The organism is Pseudomonas brassicacearum, from assembly GCF_009601685.2.
Taxonomy (GTDB): domain Bacteria; phylum Pseudomonadota; class Gammaproteobacteria; order Pseudomonadales; family Pseudomonadaceae; genus Aquipseudomonas; species Aquipseudomonas kilonensis_B.
In genome coordinates, this window is the sequence record NZ_CP045701.2 from 5,698,589 (window position 1) to 5,720,025 (window position 21,437).

The window sequence follows — 21,437 nt, forward strand, 5'->3', positions numbered from 1 at the left end:
ACTCAATTCCCCTTGTTCGAGCGGTCGTTGTGGTCCACGTCGTCGTCGCCTTCGTTGGCAGCCGACAATGGCCGAGCCGGGGTGCGTTTCTGCCCCGGACCGCCATCGGTCGGCTCGACTTCGTGGGCCACTGGTCCCTTGCGCACCAGACGCATCATGTAGCTCAAGCCTGCGCCGAACAGCGCGAAATACACCACGACAAACAGCACCAAGGTGATGCTCATCTGCGCAAAACTGTGCCCGGACGAAGCATCGGCCGTGCGCATCAGGCCATAGACCACCCATGGCTGGCGACCGATCTCAGTGGTAAACCAGCCGGCCAGGATCGCGACCAGTCCGGACGGCCCCATCCACAGCACCATGTAGAGGAACGGCCGGGATTGATAGATCCGATCGTTGCGGCGCAGCCACAGGCTGCACAGCCCGGTGAAAATCATCAGCAACCCGAGGCCGACCATGACCCGGAACGACCAGAACACAATGGTCGAGTTCGGTCGGTCCTCAGGCGGGAACTCCTTGAGGGCCGGCACCTGCTTGTCCAGGCTGTGGGTCAGGATCAGGCTGCCCAGGTAAGGAATTTCCACGGCGTATTTGGTCTTTTCCGCCTTCATGTCGGGCCAGCCGAACAGGATCAACGGGGTCGGTTCATTGCCGACGTTTTCCCAGTGGCCCTCGATGGCGGCGATTTTCGCCGGTTGATGCTTGAGGGTGTTCAGGCCATGGAAGTCGCCAATGACCGCCTGTATCGGCGCCACCAGCAAGGCCATCCACATCGCCATCGACAGCATCCGGCGGATGGCCGGGTTGTCGCGACCGCGCAGCAAATGCCAGGCCGCCGACGAGCCGACGAAAAACGCCGTGGCGACAAACGCTGCAGTGGACATGTGCAGCAATCGATAAGGAAACGAAGGGTTGAACACCACCGCCAGCCAGTCCACCGGGATCACCCGGCCGTCGATGATTTCGTAACCCTGGGGGGTTTGCATCCAGCTGTTGGAGGACAGGATCCAGAAGGTCGAGATCAGGGTGCCGATCGCCACCATGACCGTGGAAAAGAAATGCAGGCCGCGACCGACGCGATTCCAGCCGAACAGCATCACACCCAGGAAACCGGCCTCGAGGAAAAACGCCGTGAGCACCTCGTAGGTCAGCAACGGCCCGGTCACCGCACCAGCGAAGTCCGAGAAACGGCTCCAGTTGGTCCCGAACTGATAGGCCATGACCAACCCGGACACCACCCCCATGCCGAAGTTGACGGCAAATATCTTCGACCAGAAGTGGTACAGGTCGCGGTAGGTGTCATCGCGGGTCTTGAGCCACAAGCCTTCGAGTACCGCCAGGTAACTCGCCAGGCCAATGGTGATGGCCGGGAACAGGATGTGGAACGAGATGGTGAACGCGAACTGGATTCGGGCGAGATCGAGCGCCTCCAAACCGAACATAAGTCTTCCTCTGTCAGGTAAAACCGGCTGCGGGTGGGGCCTGCATCACAATCCCCAGGGATATGGAGTGCGATGCTTTTCAAATCGTTCTTTTTATAACCGTCACAACGCAGGACTCTGGCCGGATGGCCGCCAGCCCAACGCCCCGAAAGGTATTGACCTGGATCAAGCAATGCTCAAAGAGTAGCCGCATTCTCGTCGATGAACGGCGTGGTCGTTTGTCGCGTGACAGGTTGTCTCAGTGCTGACTGAGGCGAGGGGATATGTGGGAGCAAGGCTTGCCCGCGATGAAGGCGATGCGGTCTTTCAGAAATCGAGTCGCGTCCATCGCGGGCAAGCCTTGCTCCCACAGATAAATCCCCTCGCCACAAAAACGGTGCGATGTGAAAGATCGATGCTTGGCTAACTATTTTTCCCGACACCGCAACTTCCAGTTACAGCTCGGTGATAATCTCGATGCCTTCATCACCGGACCCGTCATAGATGCCCAGCCAAGCGCCGCTGCTGCTCCGTCACCACCGTCCCTTCATCGCCTTCTGGCTGGCCCGGATATTCACCGCCAGCGGTTTCCAGATGCTCACCGTGGCCATCGGCTGGAACCTCTATCAACTGACCGGCAACGTCCTGGACCTCGGCCTGGTGGGGTTGGTCGAGTTTGCCCCGCGCGTGCTGTTCATGCTCCACACCGGGCATGTGGCCGACCGCTATGACCGCCGTAAAGTCGCGGCCATCTGCCAGTCATTGCAGGCGATGATTGCCCTGGCGCTGGTGATCGGCAGCGCCACCGACCATGTCACGCGGGAGATGATCTTCATCCTCGCCTTCCTGCTGGGCGCCGCCCGCTCCTTCGAAATGCCGACCACCCAGGCGCTGCTGCCGAGCATCGTGCCGGCCGGCCTGTTTCCCCGTGCCGTGGCCGCCGCGCAATCGGCCCAACAGTCGGCCACCATCGTCGCCCCGGCGCTCGGCGGCTTGCTCTACGCCTTCGGCAGCGTCTGGGTCTATGGGCCGACCGTAGTGCTTTACCTGATTGCCTGCTGCCTGATGCTCAACCTACCCGCCCGGCAGACGCCGCTGAACAAAGGCAAGGCGACGCTGGATTCGCTGCTGGCCGGGATTCGCTTCATTCGCAGCCGCCCGGACATTCTCGGGGCGATTTCCCTGGACCTGTTCGCGGTGTTGCTCGGCGGCGCGACGGCGCTGCTGCCGGTGTTTGCCAAGGACATCCTGCTCACCGGTCCCTGGGGCCTGGGCCTGTTGCGGTCGGCGCCGGCGGTCGGGGCCTTGCTGATGTCGCTGTGGCTGGCGCGGTTTGCCGTGGAGCGCAAGGTCGGCCGGGTGATGTTCACCGCGGTGGGCGTGTTCGGCGTCGCCACCATTGCGTTCGGCCTTTCCACCTCGTTCTGGTTTTCCCTGGCGGTGCTGGTGGTGCTGGGCGCGGCGGACATGATCAGCATGGTGATCCGCGCCTCCTTCGTGCAACTGGAAACACCCGATGAAATGCGCGGCCGGGTCAGCGCGGTGAACGGGCTGTTCATCGGCGCCTCGAACCAGTTGGGCGAGTTCGAGTCCGGCCTCACTGCCCACTGGTTCGGCACCGTACCGGCGGTGGTCATGGGCGGCATCGGTACGCTGCTGGTGACCGGGGTCTGGATCAAATTGTTCCCGACCCTGGCCAACCGCGACCGAATGCACGAAGCAATGGATGAAGCCAAAGCCTAGAGCAACTTGTCGAGGGTGATGGGCAAGTCCCGCACCCGCTTGCCGGTGGCATGGTAAATCGCATTGGCCACCGCCGCTGCCACCCCGACGACGCCGATTTCACCCACGCCCTTGGACCCGAGCGCATTGACGATCTCGTCATGTTCTTCGACGAAAATCACCTCGATGTCGCCGATGTCGGCGTTGACCGGCACGTGATACTCGGCCAGGTTGTGGTTCATGTGGCGACCCAAGGCGTGGTCCGTCAGGGTTTCTTCGTGCAAGGCCATGCCGACGCCCCACACCACGCCACCGAGAATCTGGCTGCGGGCGGTTTTCGGGTTGACGACCCGGCCAGCGGCAATGGCGCTGACCACGCGATTGACCTTCACCGTCCCCAGGTCTTCGTCCACCAGCACTTCGACGAACACCGCCGAGTGAGTGGCCGTGGCGCAGGCCTGGCGTTTTGCGTCCGGCTCGGCGGTGACCTGGGCCTGCAACGGCGTCTCGCCGCTTTTCTGCGCCAACTGCGCCAATGCAACACTCGCTTCGCCCAGCCGCAGCTGACCATCGACAAACATCACTTGCTCAAGGGTCGCGCCGCTGAAGGCCGGACACGCCTGACGGGCCACGGCCAGGAGTTTTTCCTTCAGCGCTTCACAGGCCTGCTGCACGGCGGTGCCCACCGACGAGACAGTGAACGAGCCGCCCTGCAGCGGCGCGGTGGGCAGCGACGAATCCCCCAGGACAAACGTAACGTCCCCAAGGGAAACGCCTGACGCCTCGGCGGCGATCTGGGTCATGACCGTGTAGGTCCCGGTGCCGATGTCAGTGGTGGCGCTGCTGACGGTCAGCTTGCCATGGGTATCCAGCGACGCCCTGGCGCTAGCCTTCTGCTGCATGGCCTCCCACACGCCGCCGGCCATGCCCCAGCCCACCAGTTGCCGGCCTTCACGCATGCTGCGCGGTTCCGGGTTGCGCTTGTCCCAGCCGAAACGACGGGCACCTTGGGCATAGCACTCACGCAACTCCTTGCTGGAATACGGCTTGCCTTCGTTCTCGTTGCGTTCGGCGTAGTTGATCAAGCGCAATTGCACCGGATCGATCGCCAGGGCACAGGCCAGTTCATCCATGGCGCACTCCAGGCCAATCAAGCCAAGGGCGGCACCGGGTGCGCGCATGTCCAAAGGCGTGTAGACGTCCAGGGGCACCAGTTTGTAGGTCAACTCGACGTTGTCGCAGTGATAGAGCATGCCGCTCCACTCCACCACATGCTCGGTGAAATCCTCGAAACGCGAGGTCTGGCCGACGGCGGTGTGCGCCACGGCCAGCAGGCGACCGTTGGCCGCTGCCCCCAGTTGCACGCGCTGGAGGGTTCGCGGCCGATAGCCAAAGGTAAACATCTGCTGGCGCGTCAGGCTGACCCGCACCGAGCGTTTGAGGGCCAGTGCCGCCATCACGGCCAACGGCAATTGATATTGCGGGCGCAGCCCGGAACCGAAGGCGCCGCCGACAAACGCGGCAAACACTCGCACTTGCTCTTTTTCGAGCCCGAAGACTTTTTGCACATAGGCCTGGCCGTTTTGCGTGCCTTGGGTCTTGTCGTGGATGTGCAGGCTGCCGTCAGGCTGATACAGCACGGTGGAGGCGTGCGGTTCCATCGGGTTGTGGTGTTCAATCGGCGTGCTGTAGGACACGTCCACGCTGAGCGTGGAGCTGGCGTACTCGCCCTGAAAATTCCCACGGGGCTTGGGTAATTCTGCCGGTGCCGGATGGGCGTCGTTTTGCAGGGTTATCAGATCGGTCTGATGATCCTCGGCCGCGTATTCGATGTCTATCAACGAACCGGCATACCGGGCCAACTCAAGATTTTCCGCCACCACCAAGGCCAGTGGCTGACCGTTGTAGAGCACCTGATCGTCGTATAGGGGCCGGAACGGTGAGCCGTCCGCCGCATCGGCATCCTGGTAGGGCTCGTCGTAGCTGGCGATCCTCGGCCGGTTGGTGTGGTCGATGACCGCGACCACGCCAGGCAGCGCCAGGGCGCGGGCAGCATCGATGCGCAGCACACGGCCACGGGCGATAGTGCCGGACACGACGCTGCCGTGCAGCAGGCCGTCCTCGGGGTATTCAGCGGCGTAACGGGCCTGGCCCGTCACCTTGAGCAGGCCATCGACCCGGTCGAGTGGTTGCCCTATGGATTTGCTCGGAGCGTTCATCAGGCTTGTCCTCCCTGCGGTGCGCCACCCAACGCGGCATCGCTCAAGGCGCGGACAATTGCCCGGCGCGCCAATCGGACCTTGAAGCCGTTGTGCGCCAACGGCTCGGCGTGTTGCAGCAATGCATCGGCGGCGACGGTGAAAGTTTCGCGACTGACGGTCTGTCCGACCAGCCAGCTCTCCACGGCCCGGTCGCGCCACGGTTTGTGCGCCACGCCCCCCAGGGCCAGGCGCGCTCGGCGAATCACCGGCCCATCCAGTTCCAGCGCCGCCGCCACCGAGACCAGCGCGAAGGCGTAGGAGGCGCGGTCACGGATCTTCAGGTAGTGGCTATGGTCGGCAAAACCGGCGGCAGGCAACTCGATGGCGGTGATCAACTCATCGTCAGCCAGTTGATTATCGCGCTCCGGGGCGTCGCCGGGCAGGCGGTGGAAGTCGGCGAACTCGATGGTCCGCGCCCCGCCCCGCCCCAGGACATGGACCACCGCCTCCAGGGCCGCCAGGGCCACGCACATGTCGGAGGGATGGGTGGCGACACATTGATCGCTGGCACCGAAAATCGCGTGGATCCGGTTCAGACCGTTCCGGGCCGGACAACCGCTGCCGGGTCGACGCTTGTTGCACGGTACGCTCGCGTCATAGAAGTAATAGCAGCGAGTACGTTGCAACAGGTTGCCGCCGGTGCTGGCCATGTTGCGCAGTTGCGGCGAGGCGCCCGCCAGGATGGCCTGGGCCAGCAGCGGATAACGGCGCTCGATCCACGGGTGCCAGGCCAGGTCGGCATTGCTCACCAAGGCCCCGATCATCACCCCACCGGAAGGGGTTTCACTGAGGTCCGCCAGGGGCAACCCGGTAATGTCGATCAGGTGCTCGGGGCGGGTGAGGTTTTCCTTCATCAGGTCCAGCAGGTTGGTGCCGCCGGCGATGAAGCGGGAAACCGGGCTCGACAAGTCGACGGCCGCCTGCACGGTGTCGGGCTTGCTGTACTGGAAGGGATTCATTGATCACCTCCCGGTTGCCGGCAGAGCGGCAATGCCTCTTCGATGGCATCACAAATATGGGTGTAGGCCCCGCAGCGGCACAGGTTGCCGCTCATCAGTTCACTGATTTGCGCGCGAGTTTGCGCCCTGCCCTCGTTGGCCAGCCCCACCGCAGAACAGATCTGCCCTGGCGTGCAGTAACCGCACTGGAACGCGTCATGGGTGATGAACGCCTGCTGCATGGGATGCAATGCGTCATCACCGGCCAGGCCTTCGATGGTGGTCAATTCGGCGCCGTCGCACATCACCGCCAGGGTCAGGCAGGCATTGATCCGCTTGCCATCGCGCAGCACCGTACAGGCGCCGCACTGGCCGTGGTCGCAGCCTTTCTTGCTGCCCACCAGGTCCAGTTGCTCACGCAGCAAGTCCAGCAATGTGGTCCAGGCCAGCACTTGCAACTCACGCACCTGGCCATTGAGAGTCAGGCGGATCGGATGACGGACGAAGGACGCCGGCGTCGCTTCGGACAGGGTCGCGCTCATGGAACACCTCACGGTTGGTCGTACTCGCGGCGTTTTGGGAAACCGCCGTCATAAGGGGTACGACTTCAGGGTGAGGCGAAGCGTTCAAGGCAAATGATTGACGTTGGAAGCCAGCGCCTTCAGTGGGTCCGCTCGCATCAAGGTTGAATGCGCTGACGCCATCGCGAGCAAGCGCCCTCGCCACAGACCGATGCCCGCTGAAGAATGTCAGGCCAGCAATTCCGCCGCCACCACGCCTCTCACGCCCTTGCCACTGAGTTGTTCCACCAGCGTCAAGGCAAACGCCAGGGCGGCGGCCGAACCCTGGGCCGTGATGCAGTTGCCATCCACCACCACGGGTTGATCCACGAAGCTGCAACCGGACAGTTGCTGGCTCACCGCCGGAAGGCAGGTCATGCGCCGCTGGCGCAGGACGCCGAATGCCTGCAGCGCCAGGGCCGGGGCTTCGGCGATGGCGGCGAAAAACCGTCCGGTGGCGGCCTGGCCCTTGATCAGTTGTTGCAGCGGCTGATGGGCAGCCAAGTGTTGGGCGCCGATGATGCCGCCCGGCAGGACGACCAGGTCGAAGTCCTGCACGAGCACGTCCACCAGCATGCCATCGGCCGTCAGGCGCGTGCCGCGGGCGCAGGTGAGCATCCGCCGCCCTTCGATGCTCGCCACCACGGTTTCGATCTGCGCTCGACGCAGCACATCGATCAGGGTGACCGTCTGCAAGTCGTCGACACCCTCGGCGACCGCTATCAAGGCTCGGGGGATCTTGGTTCCAGGCATCATGGGCGCTTTCTCCGCTGGGTGATGCTTGTAGTGTAGGAGCTGCCGAAGGCTGCGATCTTTTGATATGCGCTTGAGATTCAAGCGTCCGGGGGAAAGATCGCAGCCTCGCTGCGCTCGACAGCTCCTACACGTCGCCTAACGGGCACAGCGGTTATTTGATGTACAGCTGGGTCGACATCCGGTTGCCCGGTGCGTTGATCGAGATGTTGCTGAAGCTGAAGGTGCCTTCCTGCTTGCCCTTCAGGTCGAAGATGTACACATAGCCGACAACTTTGGTCCGCACGGAACAGTCGTTGAGGTTGCCATTACTGTACGCACACACGGGCGAGCGGGTGCCGTCGACTTCAAAGCCGTCCAGGGTGACATGGGGCTGGCGGCCGTAACCGACCTCCAGCACGTAGACCTTGATATTCGGGCCACTGTGATCGCAACGCGTCTGCGCCTGCCCTGGGACGATGTCCTCGAAGCCGCAGGCCGGCGACTCGACCTTGAGCACCTTGACCTCGCTCAGGGGTGGCGCCGACGCGGCATCCGCCGCCTGCCCGGGCAACCACAGGCCCAGCATGCAGCCCATCGCCGCCATCAGCATTTTATTCATGCAATACATAGAGACCTCCCGGAACCGCGCGCAGTATGGCCCACTTGGCGCGTTGGCAAAACATCGACGACGATCGCAGCCACAACGCTACGCTGCTGGTATGATGCGCGGCTTTTTCCGACCCACAGAAAATTCCCGGGCGCCGCTGGCGACCTGTGCTTTGCTGTTGAGGTCGATACATTCACGGCGCCGGGCGCGCCACGGGGAGCAGACATGCTGGAAAGGCTGTTTCAACTCAAGGCACATAACACCAACGTGCGGACCGAGATCCTGGCGGGCGTCACAACGTTCCTGGCCATGGCCTACATTCTGTTCGTCAACCCGAGCATCCTCGGCGAAACCGGCATGGACAAGGGCGCGGTGTTCGTCGCCACCTGCCTGGCAGCGGCCATCGGCTCCACGGTCATGGGCCTGATCGCCAACTACCCGATCGCCCTCGCGCCGGGCATGGGCCTGAATGCCTTCTTTACCTACACCGTGGTCCTGCACATGGGCCACACCTGGCAAGTGGCGCTGGGCGCGGTATTCATCTCCGCCGTGCTGTTCTTCATGTTGTCGATCTTTCGCATCCGCGAATGGATCATCAACAGCATCCCGCTGCCGCTGCGTTCAGCCATTGCCGCCGGTATCGGCCTGTTCCTGGCGCTGATCGCCTTGAATAACGCCGGCATCGTGGTGAAAAACCCGGCGACCATGGTCGGCCTCGGCGATTTGAAACAACCGGCGCCGATCCTCGCGACCCTCGGCTTTGTCCTGATCGTTGCCCTGGAAGCCTTGAAAGTACGCGGCGCAGTGTTGATCGGCATCCTGGCGGTCACCCTCGTCTCGATCCTGATGGGCTTCACGCCGTTCGGCGGCGTGATGTCCATGCCGCCGTCCCTGGCCCCGACCTTCCTGCAACTGGACATCAAGGGCGCCCTGGACATCGGCCTGGTGAGCGTGATTTTCGCCTTCCTGTTCGTCGACCTGTTCGACAACTCCGGCACCCTGATCGGCGTCGCCAAGCGCGCCGGGCTGATGGGCAAGGACGGCCACATGCCGAAGATGGGCCGTGCGCTGATCGCCGACAGCACCGCCGCCATGGCCGGCTCGCTGCTGGGCACCTCCACCACCACCAGCTACATCGAGTCGGCGGCGGGCGTCAGCGCCGGCGGCCGCACCGGCTTGACCGCCGTTGTCGTGGCGATCCTGTTCCTGCTGGCGCTGTTTTTCTCGCCACTGGCCGCCAGCGTCCCACCCTTCGCCACCGCCCCAGCCCTGTTGTTCGTCGCCGTGCTGATGACCTCGGGCCTGGCGGAAATCGACTGGGACGACATCACCGTCGCCGCGCCAGTGGTGGTGACCGCCCTGGCGATGCCGTTCACTTATTCCATCGCCAACGGCATCGCTTTCGGCTTCATCGCCTGGACCGCCATCAAACTGGTGTCCGGCCGTGGCCGTGAGCTGAACCCGGCGCTGGTCATTCTGTCGATCCTGTTCGTGATCAAGTTGGGTTGGTTCAACGCATGACTTTTGATTCCCAAGCCTACGCCGCCCAGCTCCAGGACAAGGTCACCCGCTTGCGTGACCTGTTGGCGCCGTTCGATGCGCCAGAACCTGCGGTGTTCGACTCGCCCCTGAAGAACTTCCGCCTGCGCGCCGAGTTCCGTCTGTGGCGCGAGGCCGGTGAACGGCACTACGCAATGTTCTCCCAGGACGACAAGCGCACACCGATCCTCATCGAGGAGTTTCCCATCGCCAGCCTGCGCATCAACCAGTTGATGCCGCAACTCAAGGCCGCCTGGCAAGCCAGCGCGCCCCTGAGCCATAAGCTGTTCCAGGTGGAATTCCTGACCACCCTGGCGGGTGATGCGATGATCACCCTGTGTTATCACCGCCCGCTGGACGAGCACTGGCACGCTGCCGCCTCGAAACTGGCGGCTGACCTGGGCGTGAGCATCATTGGCCGCTCCAAGGGCAAGCGCGAGGTGATCGGCCATGACTACGTGGTGGAGAAACTCGAGGTCGGCGCGCGCACCTTCAGCTATCGCCAACCCGAAGGCGCCTTCACCCAGCCCAACGGCACGGTGAACCAGAAGATGCTCAACTGGGCTTATGACGCGCTGGGCGATCGCAATGACGATCTGCTGGAGTTGTACTGCGGCAACGGCAACTTTACCCTGCCCCTGGCCACCCGCGTGCGCAAAGTGCTGGCTACCGAGATCAGCAAGACCTCGGTGAACGCCGCGCTGAGCAACCTCAGCGAAAACGCGGTGGATAACGTCACGCTGGTACGCCTGTCCGCCGAAGAACTGACCGAAGCCCTGAACGAAGTCCGGCCGTTCCGTCGCCTGCAGGGCATCGACCTGAAAAGCTACGAATTCGGCAGCGTCTTCGTCGACCCGCCTCGCGCCGGCATGGACCCGGACACCTGCGAACTGACCCGGCGTTTCGACAACATCCTGTACATCTCCTGCAACCCTGACACCCTCGCCGCGAATATCGCGCAACTGAACGATACCCATCGCATCACGCGCTGCGCGTTGTTCGATCAATTTCCCTGGACCCATCACATGGAGTCCGGGGTGTTGCTGACTCGGCGGTAGGAGCTGACGAGTGTAACGAGGCTGCGATCTTTCTCCAGACACTTGAGTCTCAAGCGAAGATCAAAAAGATCGCAGCCTTCGGCAGCTCCTACATGGGGATAAATCCCCTCGCCACAATTGCCCTCCCTCCTCTCTTGGCAAGGTCATGTTCGATCATCGAACACTTATTGGCCGATGTCGGCGGCTTTATTTGACCAAATTAACCATCTAGTACAATTTATCTCCAGCGGCTGAAACCTCGCCGACACCAACAATAAAAATGTGGAGAAATTGCGATGCCTCCGATCGTTCTGGTGCTCAACGGCCCGAACCTGAACCTGCTCGGCACCCGCGAGCCGGCGACCTATGGCCATGAAACCCTGGCTGACATTTCGGCACTGTGCGGTCGCGCCGCTGAAGAATTCGGCCTGGCGGTGGAGTTTCGCCAGACCAACCAGGAAGGTGAGCTGCTGGACTGGATTCACGGCGCCCGTGGCCGATGCGCCGGTATCGTCATCAACCCGGCGGCCTGGACCCACACCAGCGTGGCGATCCGCGATGCCTTGGTGGCCAGCGAGGTACCGGTCATCGAAGTCCACCTGTCCAACGTTCACGCCCGGGAAACCTTCCGTCATCACTCCTTCGTCTCATCCGTCGCCATTGGCGTGATGTGCGGGTTTGGCAGCCATGGTTATCGCCTGGCCCTTGAACATTTCAGTCAGCGGTTGAAGGGTTGATGAGCATGTCGAATATCACTGTGCTGGCCGGCCTGATCGGCGCGGGCATCCAGGCCTCTCGCACGCCTGCGCTGCATGAACATGAGGGCGATGCCCAAGGCATGCGTTATCTCTATCGGCTGATCGACCTCGATGCGCTGAAACTCGACAGCGGCGCCCTGGCCGATCTACTGGTGGCCGCCGAACGCATGGACTTCACCGGCCTGAACATCACCTTCCCCTGCAAGCAGGCGATCATCCCGCTGCTCGATGAGTTGTCACCCGAGGCCCGTGGTATCGGCGCGGTCAATACCGTGGTGCTCAAGGACGGCAAGCGCATCGGCCACAACACCGACTGCCTGGGATTCGCCGAAGGTTTTCGGCGCGGCCTTGGGGATGTGGCGCGCAGGCGCGTGGTCCAGATGGGCGCCGGTGGTGCCGGCGCGGCGGTGGCCCATGCGTTGTTGATGGAAGGCGTAGAAACCCTGAGCATTTTTGACGTCGAGGTCAGCCGTGCCGAGGCGCTGGCCAACAACTTGAATCAACACTTCGGCACTGGCCGCGCCCGCCCCGGGCATGACCTGCCCACCGCCATGACCGAGGCCGACGGCCTGGTGAACACCACGCCCATGGGCATGGCAAAACTACCGGGCATGCCAGTGCCGGTCGAGCTGTTGCGCGGCGCATTGTGGGTCGCGGAAATCGTCTACTTCCCGCTGGAAACCGAACTGCTGCGCAACGCCCGCGCAGTCGGCTGCCGCACCCTGGATGGCGGCAACATGGCGGTGTTCCAGGCCGTGAAGGCGTTCGAACTGTTCAGCGGCGTGGCGCCCGATACGCAGCGGATGCTGGCACATTTCCAGAGCATGAACTACTAGTATCCAGTGATACTGTGGGAGCGGGCTTGCTCGCTCCCACATTAGGTCCGGCGTCAGGCCTGCAAGTATCTCAATACCGATTCACAGACCATCTCACGATGCCGCTGCTTGATCGCTTCGTCCGACAGGTCGATCTGAAAAATCTCACCGAACGTCTGGCGATTGGACACGCGGTAAAAACAGAACGAGCTGATCAGCAGATGCACATCCAACGGCTCGAGGCCGGCACGGAACACGCCCTCTTCAGCGCCGCGCCGCAGGATCACGCCCAGGGAATCGAGGATGGTATTGGTCATCGCCTTGATCGCGCCTGACTGCTTCACGTACTCGGCGTTGTGGATGTTCTCGATGCAGACGATGCGCACGAAATCCACGTTGCGGTCGTGGTGGTCGAAGGTGAACTCCACCAGGCGCCGGATCGCATCGACCGGGGCCAGTTCCGCCAGGTGCAGGCGGCTCTCGGTGGTGCGGATATCCCCATAGAGTTTTTCCAGCACCTCGACGTACAACTGCTCCTTGCTGCCGAAGTAGTAGTAGATCATGCGCTTGGAGGTGTGGATGCGCTCGGCGATGGCGTCGACCCGGGCTCCGGACAGGCCCTGCTGGACGAACTCGACGATGGCTTCCTGAAGAATGTTCTCCCGGGTTTTCTCCGGGTTGTTCTTGCGACTCTTGCGCGGCGTGGCGACGGGTTCGTCGAGGGCAGCGGAAAGTTCTGAATTCATAGTCATTGCGGGGCTCACGGCCATCACTGCACAGATCGGCGATTATGGGCCGCACCGCGCAGTGAAGGAAGCCACGGCACTGCCCTTTACCGCAGCGTTTACGATTTCCCTACAACTTGGCGTGCCGCAGGCCACCGCTGCGCGACTTGGCCATGGCCGCCAGGCGCACCGCGACGTTGGCGGCGCCGTAGCCCGCGTAACCGTTCTTGCGCTGGATGATCTCGAAGAAAAAACGCCCCTCGAACGGCTCGGTGTAGACGTGGAACAGCTCGCCACCCTGGGCATCACGGTCGTACAACACGTTGAAATAAGCCAATTCGCTGAGGAACTCGTCGTCGAAATCAAAACGCGCGGCCAGGTCATCGTAGTAGTTGAGCGGAATGTCCAGCAACGGCACACCGGCCTCTTTGGCACGACTGACCTGGGCGAAGATGTCATCGCAATCGAAGGCGATGTGATGCACGCCGGAGCCACGATAACTCGATAGCGCGTGTGAGATCGCGGTGTTGCGGTTCTCGGAAATGTTCAGCGGCAAGCGGATCGAACTGCAGCGGCTGCGCAGCGCACGGCTTTTTACCAGGCCGTAAGGGTCGGGCAAGACCACTTCGTCATCGGCCTCGAAATCCAGCAGGCTCTTGTAGAACAGCACCCAACTGTCGAGGCTGTCGGCCGGCAGCGCCATCGCCATGTGGTCGATGCGCTTGAGCCCGGCCCCAATGACCGCCCCCGGTTGCAGATTGAAATCGGTGCCATAGACATCGGCCTGCTGGTCCACCAGGTAGATCAGGCTGCCGTCCGGTGCGCGCACCGCCGCCAGCTCCAGCTCATTGGGCCCCACCAACCCACGATAAGGCTGGCCCTTGTAGGCAACGGCCCGCTCCAGGGCGCTGGCGCTGTTTTTCACGCGCACGGCGGTGGCGCACAACGAAGGTCCGTGGGCTTCGAAAAAACTATGGGCGAACGAGTACGGTTCGCTGTTGAGGATCAGGTTGATATCGCCCTGGCGCAGCAGGCTCACATTCTTCGAACGATGCTGCCCAGCCTTGACGAACCCCAGCCGCTCCAGCCAATGGGACAGCTTGGCGCCGAGGTTATCGTCCACGGCGAACTCGAGGAATTCGATGCCTTCGTACTCGCTGGCCGGCGGCGTGGCGAACAGGATGTCGGCATTGCCCATGGAGGGCGCTTCTTCAGCCAGGCGCTGGCGGGTCTTTTCTTCCAGGTACAGCAGCGAGCGCAGGCCGTCGGCGGCGTTGGCCCGTGGCGGCGCGGCGCGGAAACCGTCGTTGAAGATTTCCAGCGACAGCGGCCCGGTGTAGCCACTCTTGATGATCGGCGCCAGGAAACCCGGCAAGTCGAACTCGCCCTGCCCCGGGAAACAACGGAAATGCCGGCTCCATTCCAGGACGTCCATGGCCAGGATCGGCGCGTCGGCCATTTGCACGAAGAATATCTTGTCGCCGGGAATCTCGGCGATCGCGCTTGGATCGCCCTTGAGGGACAAAGTATGAAAGCTGTCGAGCAACACGCCGAGGCTGGGGTGGTCGGCCTGGCGCACGATGTTCCAGACCTGTTGATAAGTATTGACGTGCCGGCCCCAGGCCAGCGCTTCATAACCGATACGCAAGCCCCGCGCACCGGCCCGTTCGGCCAGCAGGCGCAGGTCATCGATGAGCATCTGTTCGTCACCGACGCTGTCGGCCGAGGCGTTGCTGCACACCAGCACCAGGTCGGTGCCCAGTTCCTGCATCAAGTCGAACTTGCGCTCGGCCCGTTCCAGGTTGCGCGACAGGCGATCGCGGCGGCAGCCTTCGAAGTCGCGAAACGGTTGGAATAAGGTGATGGCGACGCCCAGGTCGGCGCACATCTGCCTGATTTCCCGAGGGCTGCCATCGTAGTAGAGAAGGTCGTTCTCGAAGATTTCCACCCCGTCAAAACCGGCGGCGGCAATGGCTTCGAGTTTTTCCGGCAGGGTACCGCTCAAGGATACGGTGGCAATGGAACGCTGCATGACTTCGGCTCCCGGGACAGGCATCGGCTACAGAAGCTGCGCCGCTTTTGAAAAATGCTCTTGAAAGAGTGAGCCGATTATTGTGCTGCAGGTTTTTTTCAGCAATTTAATATGTACCATTCGGTTAGTTTTTTGGGCGATTATCGAACAAAATGCCGATTGCCGAATTGACGATTTTTTGCTCACTGCGCACCATCGCTTCCACATTGATGCCGGCCCTGCCGACCTCGATGGACAGACCCAGACCAACCATAAGAATTTCAAAACGGGTACACGCTATGATCCCTTCCCAAAGTTCCCGCCTGGCCCCCGGCCTGGGAGCCGCCACCGGCAGCATCGGTGACAAGATCCGCGGCGCCATGGCCGTGGGCAAGACCCGTTGGAGCATGCTCGCCCTGGTGTTTTTTGCCACGACCCTGAACTACATCGACCGCGCTGCCCTGGGCGTCATGCAGCCTATCCTGGCCAAGGAAATGAGCTGGACGGCGATGGACTACGCCAACATCAACTTCTGGTTCCAGGTCGGTTATGCCGTCGGTTTCGTTTTGCAAGGGCGGCTGATCGACCGGATCGGCGTCAAGCGCGTGTTCTTCTGCGCCGTGCTGCTCTGGAGCCTGGCGACCGGTGCCCACGGCCTGGCCACTTCGGCGGTGGGCTTCATGGTCTGCCGCTTCATCCTCGGCCTCACCGAAGCCGCCAACTACCCCGCTTGCGTGAAGACCACCCGGCTGTGGTTCCCGGCGGGCGAGCGAGCCGTGGCCACCGGTATCTTCAACGCCGGGACCAACGTCGGCGCGATGTTCACCCCGATGCTGCTGCCGTTGGTCCTGCACGTGTGGGGCTGGCAGGCCGCGTTCCTGTGCATGGCTGCGCTGGGCGGGATCTGGCTGCTGTTCTGGGGCCTGAAATACTTCAACCCCGAAGACCATCCCAGCGTCAAGCAATCGGAACTGGACTACATCCAGGCCCAGGACGAACCGGACCAGGTCCGCGTGCCGTTCTCACGCATCCTGCGCATGCGCGGCACCTGGGCGTTCGCCCTGGCCTACTCGATCACCGCCCCGGTGTTCTGGTTCTACCTCTATTGGCTGCCGCCGTTTTTGAACCAGCAATACAACCTGGGCATCAACGTGACCCAGATGGGCATCCCACTGATCATCATCTACCTCACCGCCGACTTCGGCAGCGTGGGCGGCGGCATCCTGTCTTCGTTCCTGATCGGCCGTGGTCTCAACCCGATCAAGGCGCGACTGATGTCCATGCTGCTGTTCGCCTGCTGCATCATCGGCGTGATCATGGCCGCAGGCGCAAGCGACCTGTGGGTGGCGGTGTTTGCCATTTCGCTTGCCATCGGCGCGCATCAAGCCTGGACCGCCAACATCTGGAGCCTGGTCATGGACTACACGCCCAAGCACATGATGAGTACGGTGTTCGGTTTCGGCGGCATGTGCGCGGCCATCGGCGGGATGTTCATGACCCAACTGGTGGGCCACATCCTCACGATCACCCACAACAACTACACCGTGCTGTTCACCCTGATCCCGGCGATGTACTTCATTGCCCTGACCTGGCTGTACTTCATGGCACCGCGCAAGGTGCCTACGCTGGAAAACTGATTCCAGTCTGTGGGAGCAAGGCTTGCCCGCGATGCAGGCGCCTCGGTTCACTTGGGACCGCATCGTCTTCATCGCGGGCAAGCCTTGCTCCCACAACTGATCTTGCTTCCACAATTGATCCCTTCCCAATCCGTATTACGCCCGCCGCTGTTGCCACGCCGCCGCCAACCCACTCAAGCAGATCAAGGTGATGCCCACCACGGTGGTCAGCGTCGGCGTATGGTTGAACAGCAACCAGCCCAGCAACCCGGCAAACACGATCTGGCAGTACCCGAACGGCGCGAGCAGCGCCGGGGCGGCAAAGCGGAAGGCCTGGGTCAACATCAGGTGCGCGGTCATCCCGCAAGCTCCCAGCGCCAGCATCATCGCACCGTGCAACAGGCTCGGCACTTGCCAGAAGAACGGCACCAGCGCGCTCATCACCAAGGTGTTGCACAGGCCGGCAAAGAAGTTGCTGGTGGTCGGGCTGTCGATCTCGCTGAGCTTGCGCGTGAGCAACTGGTAGAAACAGAAGAACAGCGCCGAACAGAACGGCAATATTACCGCCGGGGTGAACAGGTCCCCGCCCGGATGGACGATGATCAACACCCCGATAAAGCCGAAGATCACCGCGATCCATTGGCCGCGTGTCACGTGTTCGCCCAGCAATGGCACCGACAACGCGGTGACCAGCACAGGCGCGAGGAAGTTGACCGCCGTCGCCTCGGCCAGCGGGATATACAACAACGCGGTGGTGAAGAACAGGCTGGTGCCCAGCAGGCACAGCGCCCGGGCCAGTTGCCACAAAGGACGCTTGGTACGCAGGACCCGCAGCCCCGAGCGCGGCAGGAAAATGCCCGCCATCAATAAGGTATGCACCATGTAACGCGCCCAGACCACCATGATGATCGGATAAAAACCCGAAAGATATTTGGCCAAGGCGTCATGACTGGAGAACAGGAACGTTGCGACCAGAATAAGCACGATGCCCTTGAAAGGCTGATTGACGCCGGAGAGCGGAGTGCTGACGGTCATGAGGGAAACCTGCGTTGCTTGATATAAGGGCCGTGGCGCACGGTGCAGTTTTTGGGCCAGCGAGAATACCGATAAGTTCTGAATCCGCAGTGTAATGAAAATTGCGCAGCCAGGCAGGATTGGCTCACCGCTGAACCAAAACCCGTGTCCGTTGCCTGACAACTCATCAAACGCGGCGCGCGCCTTGGGCGCCTGAAAGCTAGACTCACCGCCACAGCAGTCATTTTTTGCAGGGTCATTCAGAGGACTTCCACATGTTATGGAAAAAAGGTCGCCGCAGTGACAACGTGGTGGACGCTCGCGGTGACGGTGGGGGTGGTGGCGGGATGCGTTTCGGCGGCGGCAAGGGATTGAGCCTGACGGCCGTCCTCCTGATCGTCGGCATCGGCTGGATCACCGGCCAGGACCCGATGCAGATTCTCGGACAACTGGCCGGGCAGATGGACTCGTCCGCGCCTGCCACTTCACAAACCCGCCAGGCACCGCCGGCCAACGATGAACAGGCCGAGTTCGTGCGCTCGATCCTCGGCGACACCGAAGACACCTGGGGCCAGGTCTTCCAGCAGGCCGGACGCCAATACCAGCAACCCAAACTGGTGTTGTTCAGCGGTCGGGTCAACTCGGCCTGCGGCCTTGCCTCTTCGGCGACCGGTCCGTTCTATTGCCCGGCAGACCGGCAAGTCTACCTGGACATGAGTTTCTTCAAGGAAATGTCCCAACGCTTCGCTGCCGCCGGGGACTTCGCCCAGGCCTATGTCATTGCCCACGAAGTCGGACACCATGTGCAGACGCTGCTCGGCGTGTCGGCGAAAATCCAGGAAGCGCGCCAGCAAGGCCGGCAGATGGAGGGCGATGGCGGCTTGTTGGTACGCCAGGAGTTGCAGGCCGATTGCCTGGCTGGTGTGTGGGCCAACCATGCGCAAAAACGCCTGAACTGGCTGGAGCCGGGAGACGTCGAGGAGGCCTTGAACGCCGCCAATGCCATCGGCGATGACCGCTTGCAGCAACAAGGCCAGGGCCGCGTGGTACCGGACTCCTTCACCCACGGCACTTCGGCGCAGCGCGTGCGCTGGTTCAAGACCGGGTTCGCCCAGGGCCAGGTCAACCAGTGCGACACGTTCGCGGCGAAAGCCCTGTAGATGAAGTGGGGGGCGTTGATCGGGCTGGTGCTGTGCTACGCCGTTGCCCAGGCCGATGAACACGGCGTCAACGTGGTCGCCCAAGGGCGACTACAGTTCAAGGGCGGCGCCATGGCCGTCGGCGTAAGCCCACCGCCGGCGTCCATCCAGCGCGTGCTGATCATCCTCCACGGCCGGCTGCGCAATGCCGATACCTACCTGCACAGCGCCGAAAAGGCTGCCGGGCAGGCCGGGCAACTGGGCACCACCCTGATCATCGCCCCGCAGTTTCTCAACGAACAGGACGTGGCGCGCCATCAATTGCCCAATGACCTCCTGCGCTGGCAAGGCAACGACTGGATGGCCGGTGGTTTATCCACAGGGCCGAGTCCAGTCAGTTCCTTCCAGGTACTGGATGACATCATTGCGCGAGTCAGTGACCGGCAGCAGTTTCCCGAAGTGAAAGAAATCGTCATCGCCGGCCATTCCGGCGGCGCCCAGGTCGTGCAGCGCTATGCCCTGCTCGCCCACGGCCAATACCGGATCAACCCGCGCTTTGTCATCGCCAATCCGTCGTCCTATGCCTACTTCGATGCGCAACGGCCCATGGCGTTCGACCCTGCCAGTTGCCCTGGCTTCAATCATTGGAAGTACGGCCTGCAGAACTTGCCAGCCTATGCGGCGGGGCAAACGCCTGCGCAACTGGAAGATAACTACGTCAAGCGCGACATCGTCTATTTGCTCGGGCAGCAAGACACCAACCCGGAACATCCAGCACTGGATAAAGGCTGCGAAGCACAAACCCAGGGGCCGTATCGGTTATTGCGCGGTCATTTCTTTTTTGACTACCTGACCCGGCGCCATCCCGTGGGGTTGAACCAGCGGCTGATCGAAGTGCCTGGGGTCGGGCATGATGGGGATGGGATGTTGACTTCGCCTGAAGGGTTGAAGGTGTTGTTTGGTCAGTGAGTTTTGTAGTGAATGACAGGGACCTATCGCGAGCTTGCTCGCGATAGCGATCGATCAGTCAACCCAGCGCTCAAGCCAACAGCATCCGCCGCAATTCCCCACAATCGCGCGCATGCCAATCCGTCAGCTCCGGCCATGGATTGTCCGGCAGGTTCACCAGCACCGTCCGCGCCCCCGCCGCACGCCCACAGTCCAGGTCAAAGCGGTAATCGCCCACCATCACCATCGCCTCGGGCGCCACGTTCCAGGCCTCGGCCAATTTCAACAGGCCACCGGGATGCGGCTTGGGCGGCGCTTCGTCGCGACCCAGCACATCCTCCATGGCGAAACAGTCCGCCAGGCCGATGGCTTCGAGGGTCACGTGGGCCAGCTCGCGGGCGTTGCGGGTGAGGATGCCCAGGCGATAACCGCACCCGGCCAGCTCTCGCACCAGTTCAACCGCCCCCGGCGCGGGCCTGGAGCCCAGCGCCAAGTCCCTTTCGTGTTCCAGCAGCCAGGCGTGCTTGGCCGCCGCTTCCTCAGCGGGCAACCCGGCCAGATGCGTGAGGATGTCGTCTTCGGCCGGAATTGCCAGGGCCACGCGGATCGCCGCGAAATCATGCACGGCGATGGTCAGCGTGCCATCCATGTCGAACACCCAGTGGCGGACATCGGCCAGGCTCATGCCCAGTCCTTGCGATGGCGAATCAGGCCTTCCTGGGTCACCGACGCCACCAGTTGCCCGGCGCGATTGAACACGCTGCCACGGGAGAACCCGCGGGAATTGCCGGCCCATGGGCTGTCCATGGCGTAGAGCAACCAGTCATCGGCACGCAGGTCGGCATGGAACCACAAGGCGTGGTCGAGGCTGGCGACCTGCATATCCTTGTGCCACACCGATTTGCCGTGGGGCAGCAGCGAAGTGGTCAACAGGCCGAAGTCCGACGCGTAGGCCAGCAGGTATTTGTGCAAGGCGGGCGAATCCGCCAGGGCGCCATCGGCGCGGAACCACACGTATTTGACCGGATCGGCCGGTTGCGGGTTGTAAGGGTCTTTTTCGGTGACCGGGCGTACCTCGATCGGCTTGGCGCACAGCAGTTTTTCGCGCATGTGCTCGGGCAGCAGGTGCGCGCGCTGTTGGGTCAGCTCCAGCTCGGACGGCAGGTTTTCCGGCCCGACGACTTGCGGCATGCTGCTCTGGTGCTCGAAACCCTGTTCGTCGTACTGGAACGACGCACTGCAGGTAAAAATCGGATTGCCCTTCTGGATCGCCGTCACCCGGCGAGTGCTGAAGCTGCCACCGTCGCGCACCCGGTCCACCTGGTAGACCACCGGCAATGCGGCGTCGCCTGGACGCAGGAAATAACCGTGCATCGAATGCACATGGCGCGCCTCTTCCACGGTCTGGCTGGCCGCCGACAACGACTGGCCCAGTACCTGGCCGCCGAACAACTGGCGAAACCCCAGGTCCTGGCTACGCCCGCGAAACAGGTTTTCTTCGATCGGTTCCAGGGTCAGCAGGTCGACCAGATCTTCCAACACGTGGCTCATTCAGACTTTCCTCACACAGCGCAATACCGCGCAGTCTACG

19 protein-coding genes are annotated in these 21,437 nt (G+C 62.4%); 8 read left to right on the plus strand and 11 right to left on the minus strand.

The window, feature by feature from the left end; genetic code table 11:
- Positions 1-2: 2 nt before the first annotated feature.
- Positions 3-1,442, minus strand: coding sequence for a cytochrome ubiquinol oxidase subunit I (locus GFU70_RS24720; protein ID WP_116641295.1), 1,440 nt, complete (start codon positions 1,440-1,442; stop codon positions 3-5).
- A 483-nt stretch (positions 1,443-1,925) separates the two neighbouring features.
- Here GFU70_RS24720 and GFU70_RS24725 point away from each other — a divergent pair, with 483 nt between their 5' ends.
- On the plus strand, positions 1,926-3,164 hold the full coding sequence (locus GFU70_RS24725) for an MFS transporter (protein ID WP_058543635.1): 1,239 nt from the start codon (positions 1,926-1,928) through the stop codon (positions 3,162-3,164).
- On the opposite strand, the gene GFU70_RS24730 is transcribed toward GFU70_RS24725, so the two are convergent.
- From GFU70_RS24730 to GFU70_RS24750, 5 genes are all read right to left on the minus strand, one after another.
- Positions 3,161-5,362, minus strand: a complete 2,202-nt coding sequence (locus tag GFU70_RS24730) for a xanthine dehydrogenase family protein molybdopterin-binding subunit (RefSeq protein WP_153388933.1) — start codon at positions 5,360-5,362, stop codon at positions 3,161-3,163. The two genes, GFU70_RS24725 and GFU70_RS24730, sit on opposite strands and share 4 nt — an antisense overlap.
- The gene (locus GFU70_RS24735) at positions 5,362-6,363 is read right to left on the minus strand and encodes an FAD binding domain-containing protein (protein WP_058543677.1); all 1,002 of its coding nucleotides are present in this window, start codon (positions 6,361-6,363) and stop codon (positions 5,362-5,364) included. The genes GFU70_RS24730 and GFU70_RS24735 overlap by 1 nt, the downstream gene beginning before the upstream one ends.
- Complete coding sequence (locus GFU70_RS24740; RefSeq protein WP_057451874.1) at positions 6,360-6,884, minus strand: (2Fe-2S)-binding protein; 525 nt, start codon at positions 6,882-6,884, stop codon at positions 6,360-6,362. Before GFU70_RS24740 ends, GFU70_RS24735 begins: the two co-directional genes overlap by 4 nt.
- A gap of 207 nt (positions 6,885-7,091) precedes the next feature.
- Positions 7,092-7,658 carry a DJ-1 family glyoxalase III gene (locus GFU70_RS24745; RefSeq protein ID WP_116641292.1) on the minus strand — a complete coding sequence of 189 codons (567 nt, stop codon included), beginning with the start codon at positions 7,656-7,658 and terminating at the stop codon, positions 7,092-7,094.
- Between the two features lie 151 nt (positions 7,659-7,809).
- Positions 7,810-8,265: a DUF4879 domain-containing protein gene (locus GFU70_RS24750; protein WP_153388934.1), complete on the minus strand. Its 456-nt coding sequence runs from the start codon at positions 8,263-8,265 to the stop codon at positions 7,810-7,812.
- A gap of 204 nt (positions 8,266-8,469) precedes the next feature.
- Between GFU70_RS24750 and GFU70_RS24755 the strand changes: the two genes are divergently transcribed.
- The 4 genes from GFU70_RS24755 (at position 8,470) to GFU70_RS24770 (ending at position 12,414) form a co-directional block, all read left to right on the plus strand.
- Complete coding sequence (locus GFU70_RS24755; RefSeq protein WP_058543680.1) at positions 8,470-9,765, plus strand: NCS2 family permease; 1,296 nt, start codon at positions 8,470-8,472, stop codon at positions 9,763-9,765.
- A complete protein-coding gene (gene trmA / locus GFU70_RS24760) occupies positions 9,762-10,841 on the plus strand; it encodes a tRNA (uridine(54)-C5)-methyltransferase TrmA (RefSeq protein ID WP_153388935.1) in 1,080 nt (359 codons plus the stop codon). Before GFU70_RS24755 ends, trmA begins: the two co-directional genes overlap by 4 nt.
- Before the next feature lie 275 nt (positions 10,842-11,116).
- Positions 11,117-11,557, plus strand: a complete 441-nt coding sequence (aroQ, locus tag GFU70_RS24765) for a type II 3-dehydroquinate dehydratase (RefSeq protein WP_003205806.1) — start codon at positions 11,117-11,119, stop codon at positions 11,555-11,557.
- Between the two features lie 5 nt (positions 11,558-11,562).
- Entirely contained in the window at positions 11,563-12,414 is an 852-nt protein-coding gene (locus tag GFU70_RS24770; RefSeq protein ID WP_413468830.1) for a shikimate dehydrogenase, read from the plus strand.
- Between the two features lie 53 nt (positions 12,415-12,467).
- On the opposite strand, the gene GFU70_RS24775 is transcribed toward GFU70_RS24770, so the two are convergent.
- Both GFU70_RS24775 and quiC read right to left on the minus strand, forming a co-directional pair.
- Complete coding sequence (locus GFU70_RS24775) at positions 12,468-13,145, minus strand: TetR/AcrR family transcriptional regulator (protein ID WP_116641287.1); 678 nt, start codon at positions 13,143-13,145, stop codon at positions 12,468-12,470.
- Between the two features lie 103 nt (positions 13,146-13,248).
- A complete protein-coding gene (gene quiC, locus GFU70_RS24780; RefSeq protein WP_153388937.1) occupies positions 13,249-15,150 on the minus strand; it encodes a 3-dehydroshikimate dehydratase QuiC in 1,902 nt (633 codons plus the stop codon).
- Positions 15,151-15,428: 278 nt separating this feature from the next.
- Here quiC and GFU70_RS24785 point away from each other — a divergent pair, with 278 nt between their 5' ends.
- On the plus strand, positions 15,429-16,766 hold the full coding sequence (locus tag GFU70_RS24785) for an MFS transporter (RefSeq protein ID WP_058546761.1): 1,338 nt from the start codon (positions 15,429-15,431) through the stop codon (positions 16,764-16,766).
- A gap of 135 nt (positions 16,767-16,901) precedes the next feature.
- On the opposite strand, the gene GFU70_RS24790 is transcribed toward GFU70_RS24785, so the two are convergent.
- Positions 16,902-17,780, minus strand: coding sequence for a DMT family transporter (locus GFU70_RS24790; RefSeq protein ID WP_153388938.1), 879 nt, complete (start codon positions 17,778-17,780; stop codon positions 16,902-16,904).
- A 254-nt stretch (positions 17,781-18,034) separates the two neighbouring features.
- On the opposite strand from GFU70_RS24790, the gene GFU70_RS24795 reads away from it, so the two are divergent.
- On the plus strand, positions 18,035-18,919 hold the full coding sequence (locus GFU70_RS24795; RefSeq protein WP_116641285.1) for a neutral zinc metallopeptidase: 885 nt from the start codon (positions 18,035-18,037) through the stop codon (positions 18,917-18,919).
- Positions 18,920-19,867, plus strand: a complete 948-nt coding sequence (locus GFU70_RS24800) for an alpha/beta hydrolase (RefSeq protein ID WP_153388939.1) — start codon at positions 18,920-18,922, stop codon at positions 19,865-19,867. It abuts the gene before it with no gap.
- A gap of 70 nt (positions 19,868-19,937) precedes the next feature.
- On the opposite strand, the gene GFU70_RS24805 is transcribed toward GFU70_RS24800, so the two are convergent.
- Together GFU70_RS24805 and tesB are read right to left on the minus strand one after the other, a co-directional pair.
- On the minus strand, positions 19,938-20,531 hold the full coding sequence (locus GFU70_RS24805) for an HAD family hydrolase (RefSeq protein ID WP_058546757.1): 594 nt from the start codon (positions 20,529-20,531) through the stop codon (positions 19,938-19,940).
- The gene (gene tesB, locus GFU70_RS24810; RefSeq protein WP_058546756.1) at positions 20,528-21,397 is read right to left on the minus strand and encodes an acyl-CoA thioesterase II; all 870 of its coding nucleotides are present in this window, start codon (positions 21,395-21,397) and stop codon (positions 20,528-20,530) included. Before tesB ends, GFU70_RS24805 begins: the two co-directional genes overlap by 4 nt.
- Positions 21,398-21,437 lie beyond the last annotated feature (40 nt).

Coding starts and splice junctions, on each gene's coding strand:
- quiC (WP_153388937.1), bottom strand. CDS start 15,150: ATGCAGCGTTCCATTGCCACCGTATCCTTGAGCGGTACCCTGCCGGAA.
- GFU70_RS24775 (WP_116641287.1), bottom strand. CDS start 13,145: ATGACTATGAATTCAGAACTTTCCGCTGCCCTCGACGAACCCGTCGCC.
- GFU70_RS24720 (WP_116641295.1), bottom strand. CDS start 1,442: ATGTTCGGTTTGGAGGCGCTCGATCTCGCCCGAATCCAGTTCGCGTTC.
- GFU70_RS24755 (WP_058543680.1), top strand. CDS start 8,470: ATGCTGGAAAGGCTGTTTCAACTCAAGGCACATAACACCAACGTGCGG.
- aroQ (WP_003205806.1), top strand. CDS start 11,117: ATGCCTCCGATCGTTCTGGTGCTCAACGGCCCGAACCTGAACCTGCTC.
- GFU70_RS24730 (WP_153388933.1), bottom strand. CDS start 5,362: ATGAACGCTCCGAGCAAATCCATAGGGCAACCACTCGACCGGGTCGAT.
- GFU70_RS24805 (WP_058546757.1), bottom strand. CDS start 20,531: ATGAGCCTGGCCGATGTCCGCCACTGGGTGTTCGACATGGATGGCACG.
- GFU70_RS24745 (WP_116641292.1), bottom strand. CDS start 7,658: ATGATGCCTGGAACCAAGATCCCCCGAGCCTTGATAGCGGTCGCCGAG.
- GFU70_RS24740 (WP_057451874.1), bottom strand. CDS start 6,884: ATGAGCGCGACCCTGTCCGAAGCGACGCCGGCGTCCTTCGTCCGTCAT.
- tesB (WP_058546756.1), bottom strand. CDS start 21,397: ATGAGCCACGTGTTGGAAGATCTGGTCGACCTGCTGACCCTGGAACCG.
- GFU70_RS24725 (WP_058543635.1), top strand. CDS start 1,926: ATGCCCAGCCAAGCGCCGCTGCTGCTCCGTCACCACCGTCCCTTCATC.
- GFU70_RS24795 (WP_116641285.1), top strand. CDS start 18,035: ATGTTATGGAAAAAAGGTCGCCGCAGTGACAACGTGGTGGACGCTCGC.
- trmA (WP_153388935.1), top strand. CDS start 9,762: ATGACTTTTGATTCCCAAGCCTACGCCGCCCAGCTCCAGGACAAGGTC.
- GFU70_RS24790 (WP_153388938.1), bottom strand. CDS start 17,780: ATGACCGTCAGCACTCCGCTCTCCGGCGTCAATCAGCCTTTCAAGGGC.
- GFU70_RS24750 (WP_153388934.1), bottom strand. CDS start 8,265: ATGTATTGCATGAATAAAATGCTGATGGCGGCGATGGGCTGCATGCTG.
- GFU70_RS24735 (WP_058543677.1), bottom strand. CDS start 6,363: ATGAATCCCTTCCAGTACAGCAAGCCCGACACCGTGCAGGCGGCCGTC.
- GFU70_RS24770 (WP_413468830.1), top strand. CDS start 11,563: ATGTCGAATATCACTGTGCTGGCCGGCCTGATCGGCGCGGGCATCCAG.
- GFU70_RS24800 (WP_153388939.1), top strand. CDS start 18,920: ATGAAGTGGGGGGCGTTGATCGGGCTGGTGCTGTGCTACGCCGTTGCC.
- GFU70_RS24785 (WP_058546761.1), top strand. CDS start 15,429: ATGATCCCTTCCCAAAGTTCCCGCCTGGCCCCCGGCCTGGGAGCCGCC.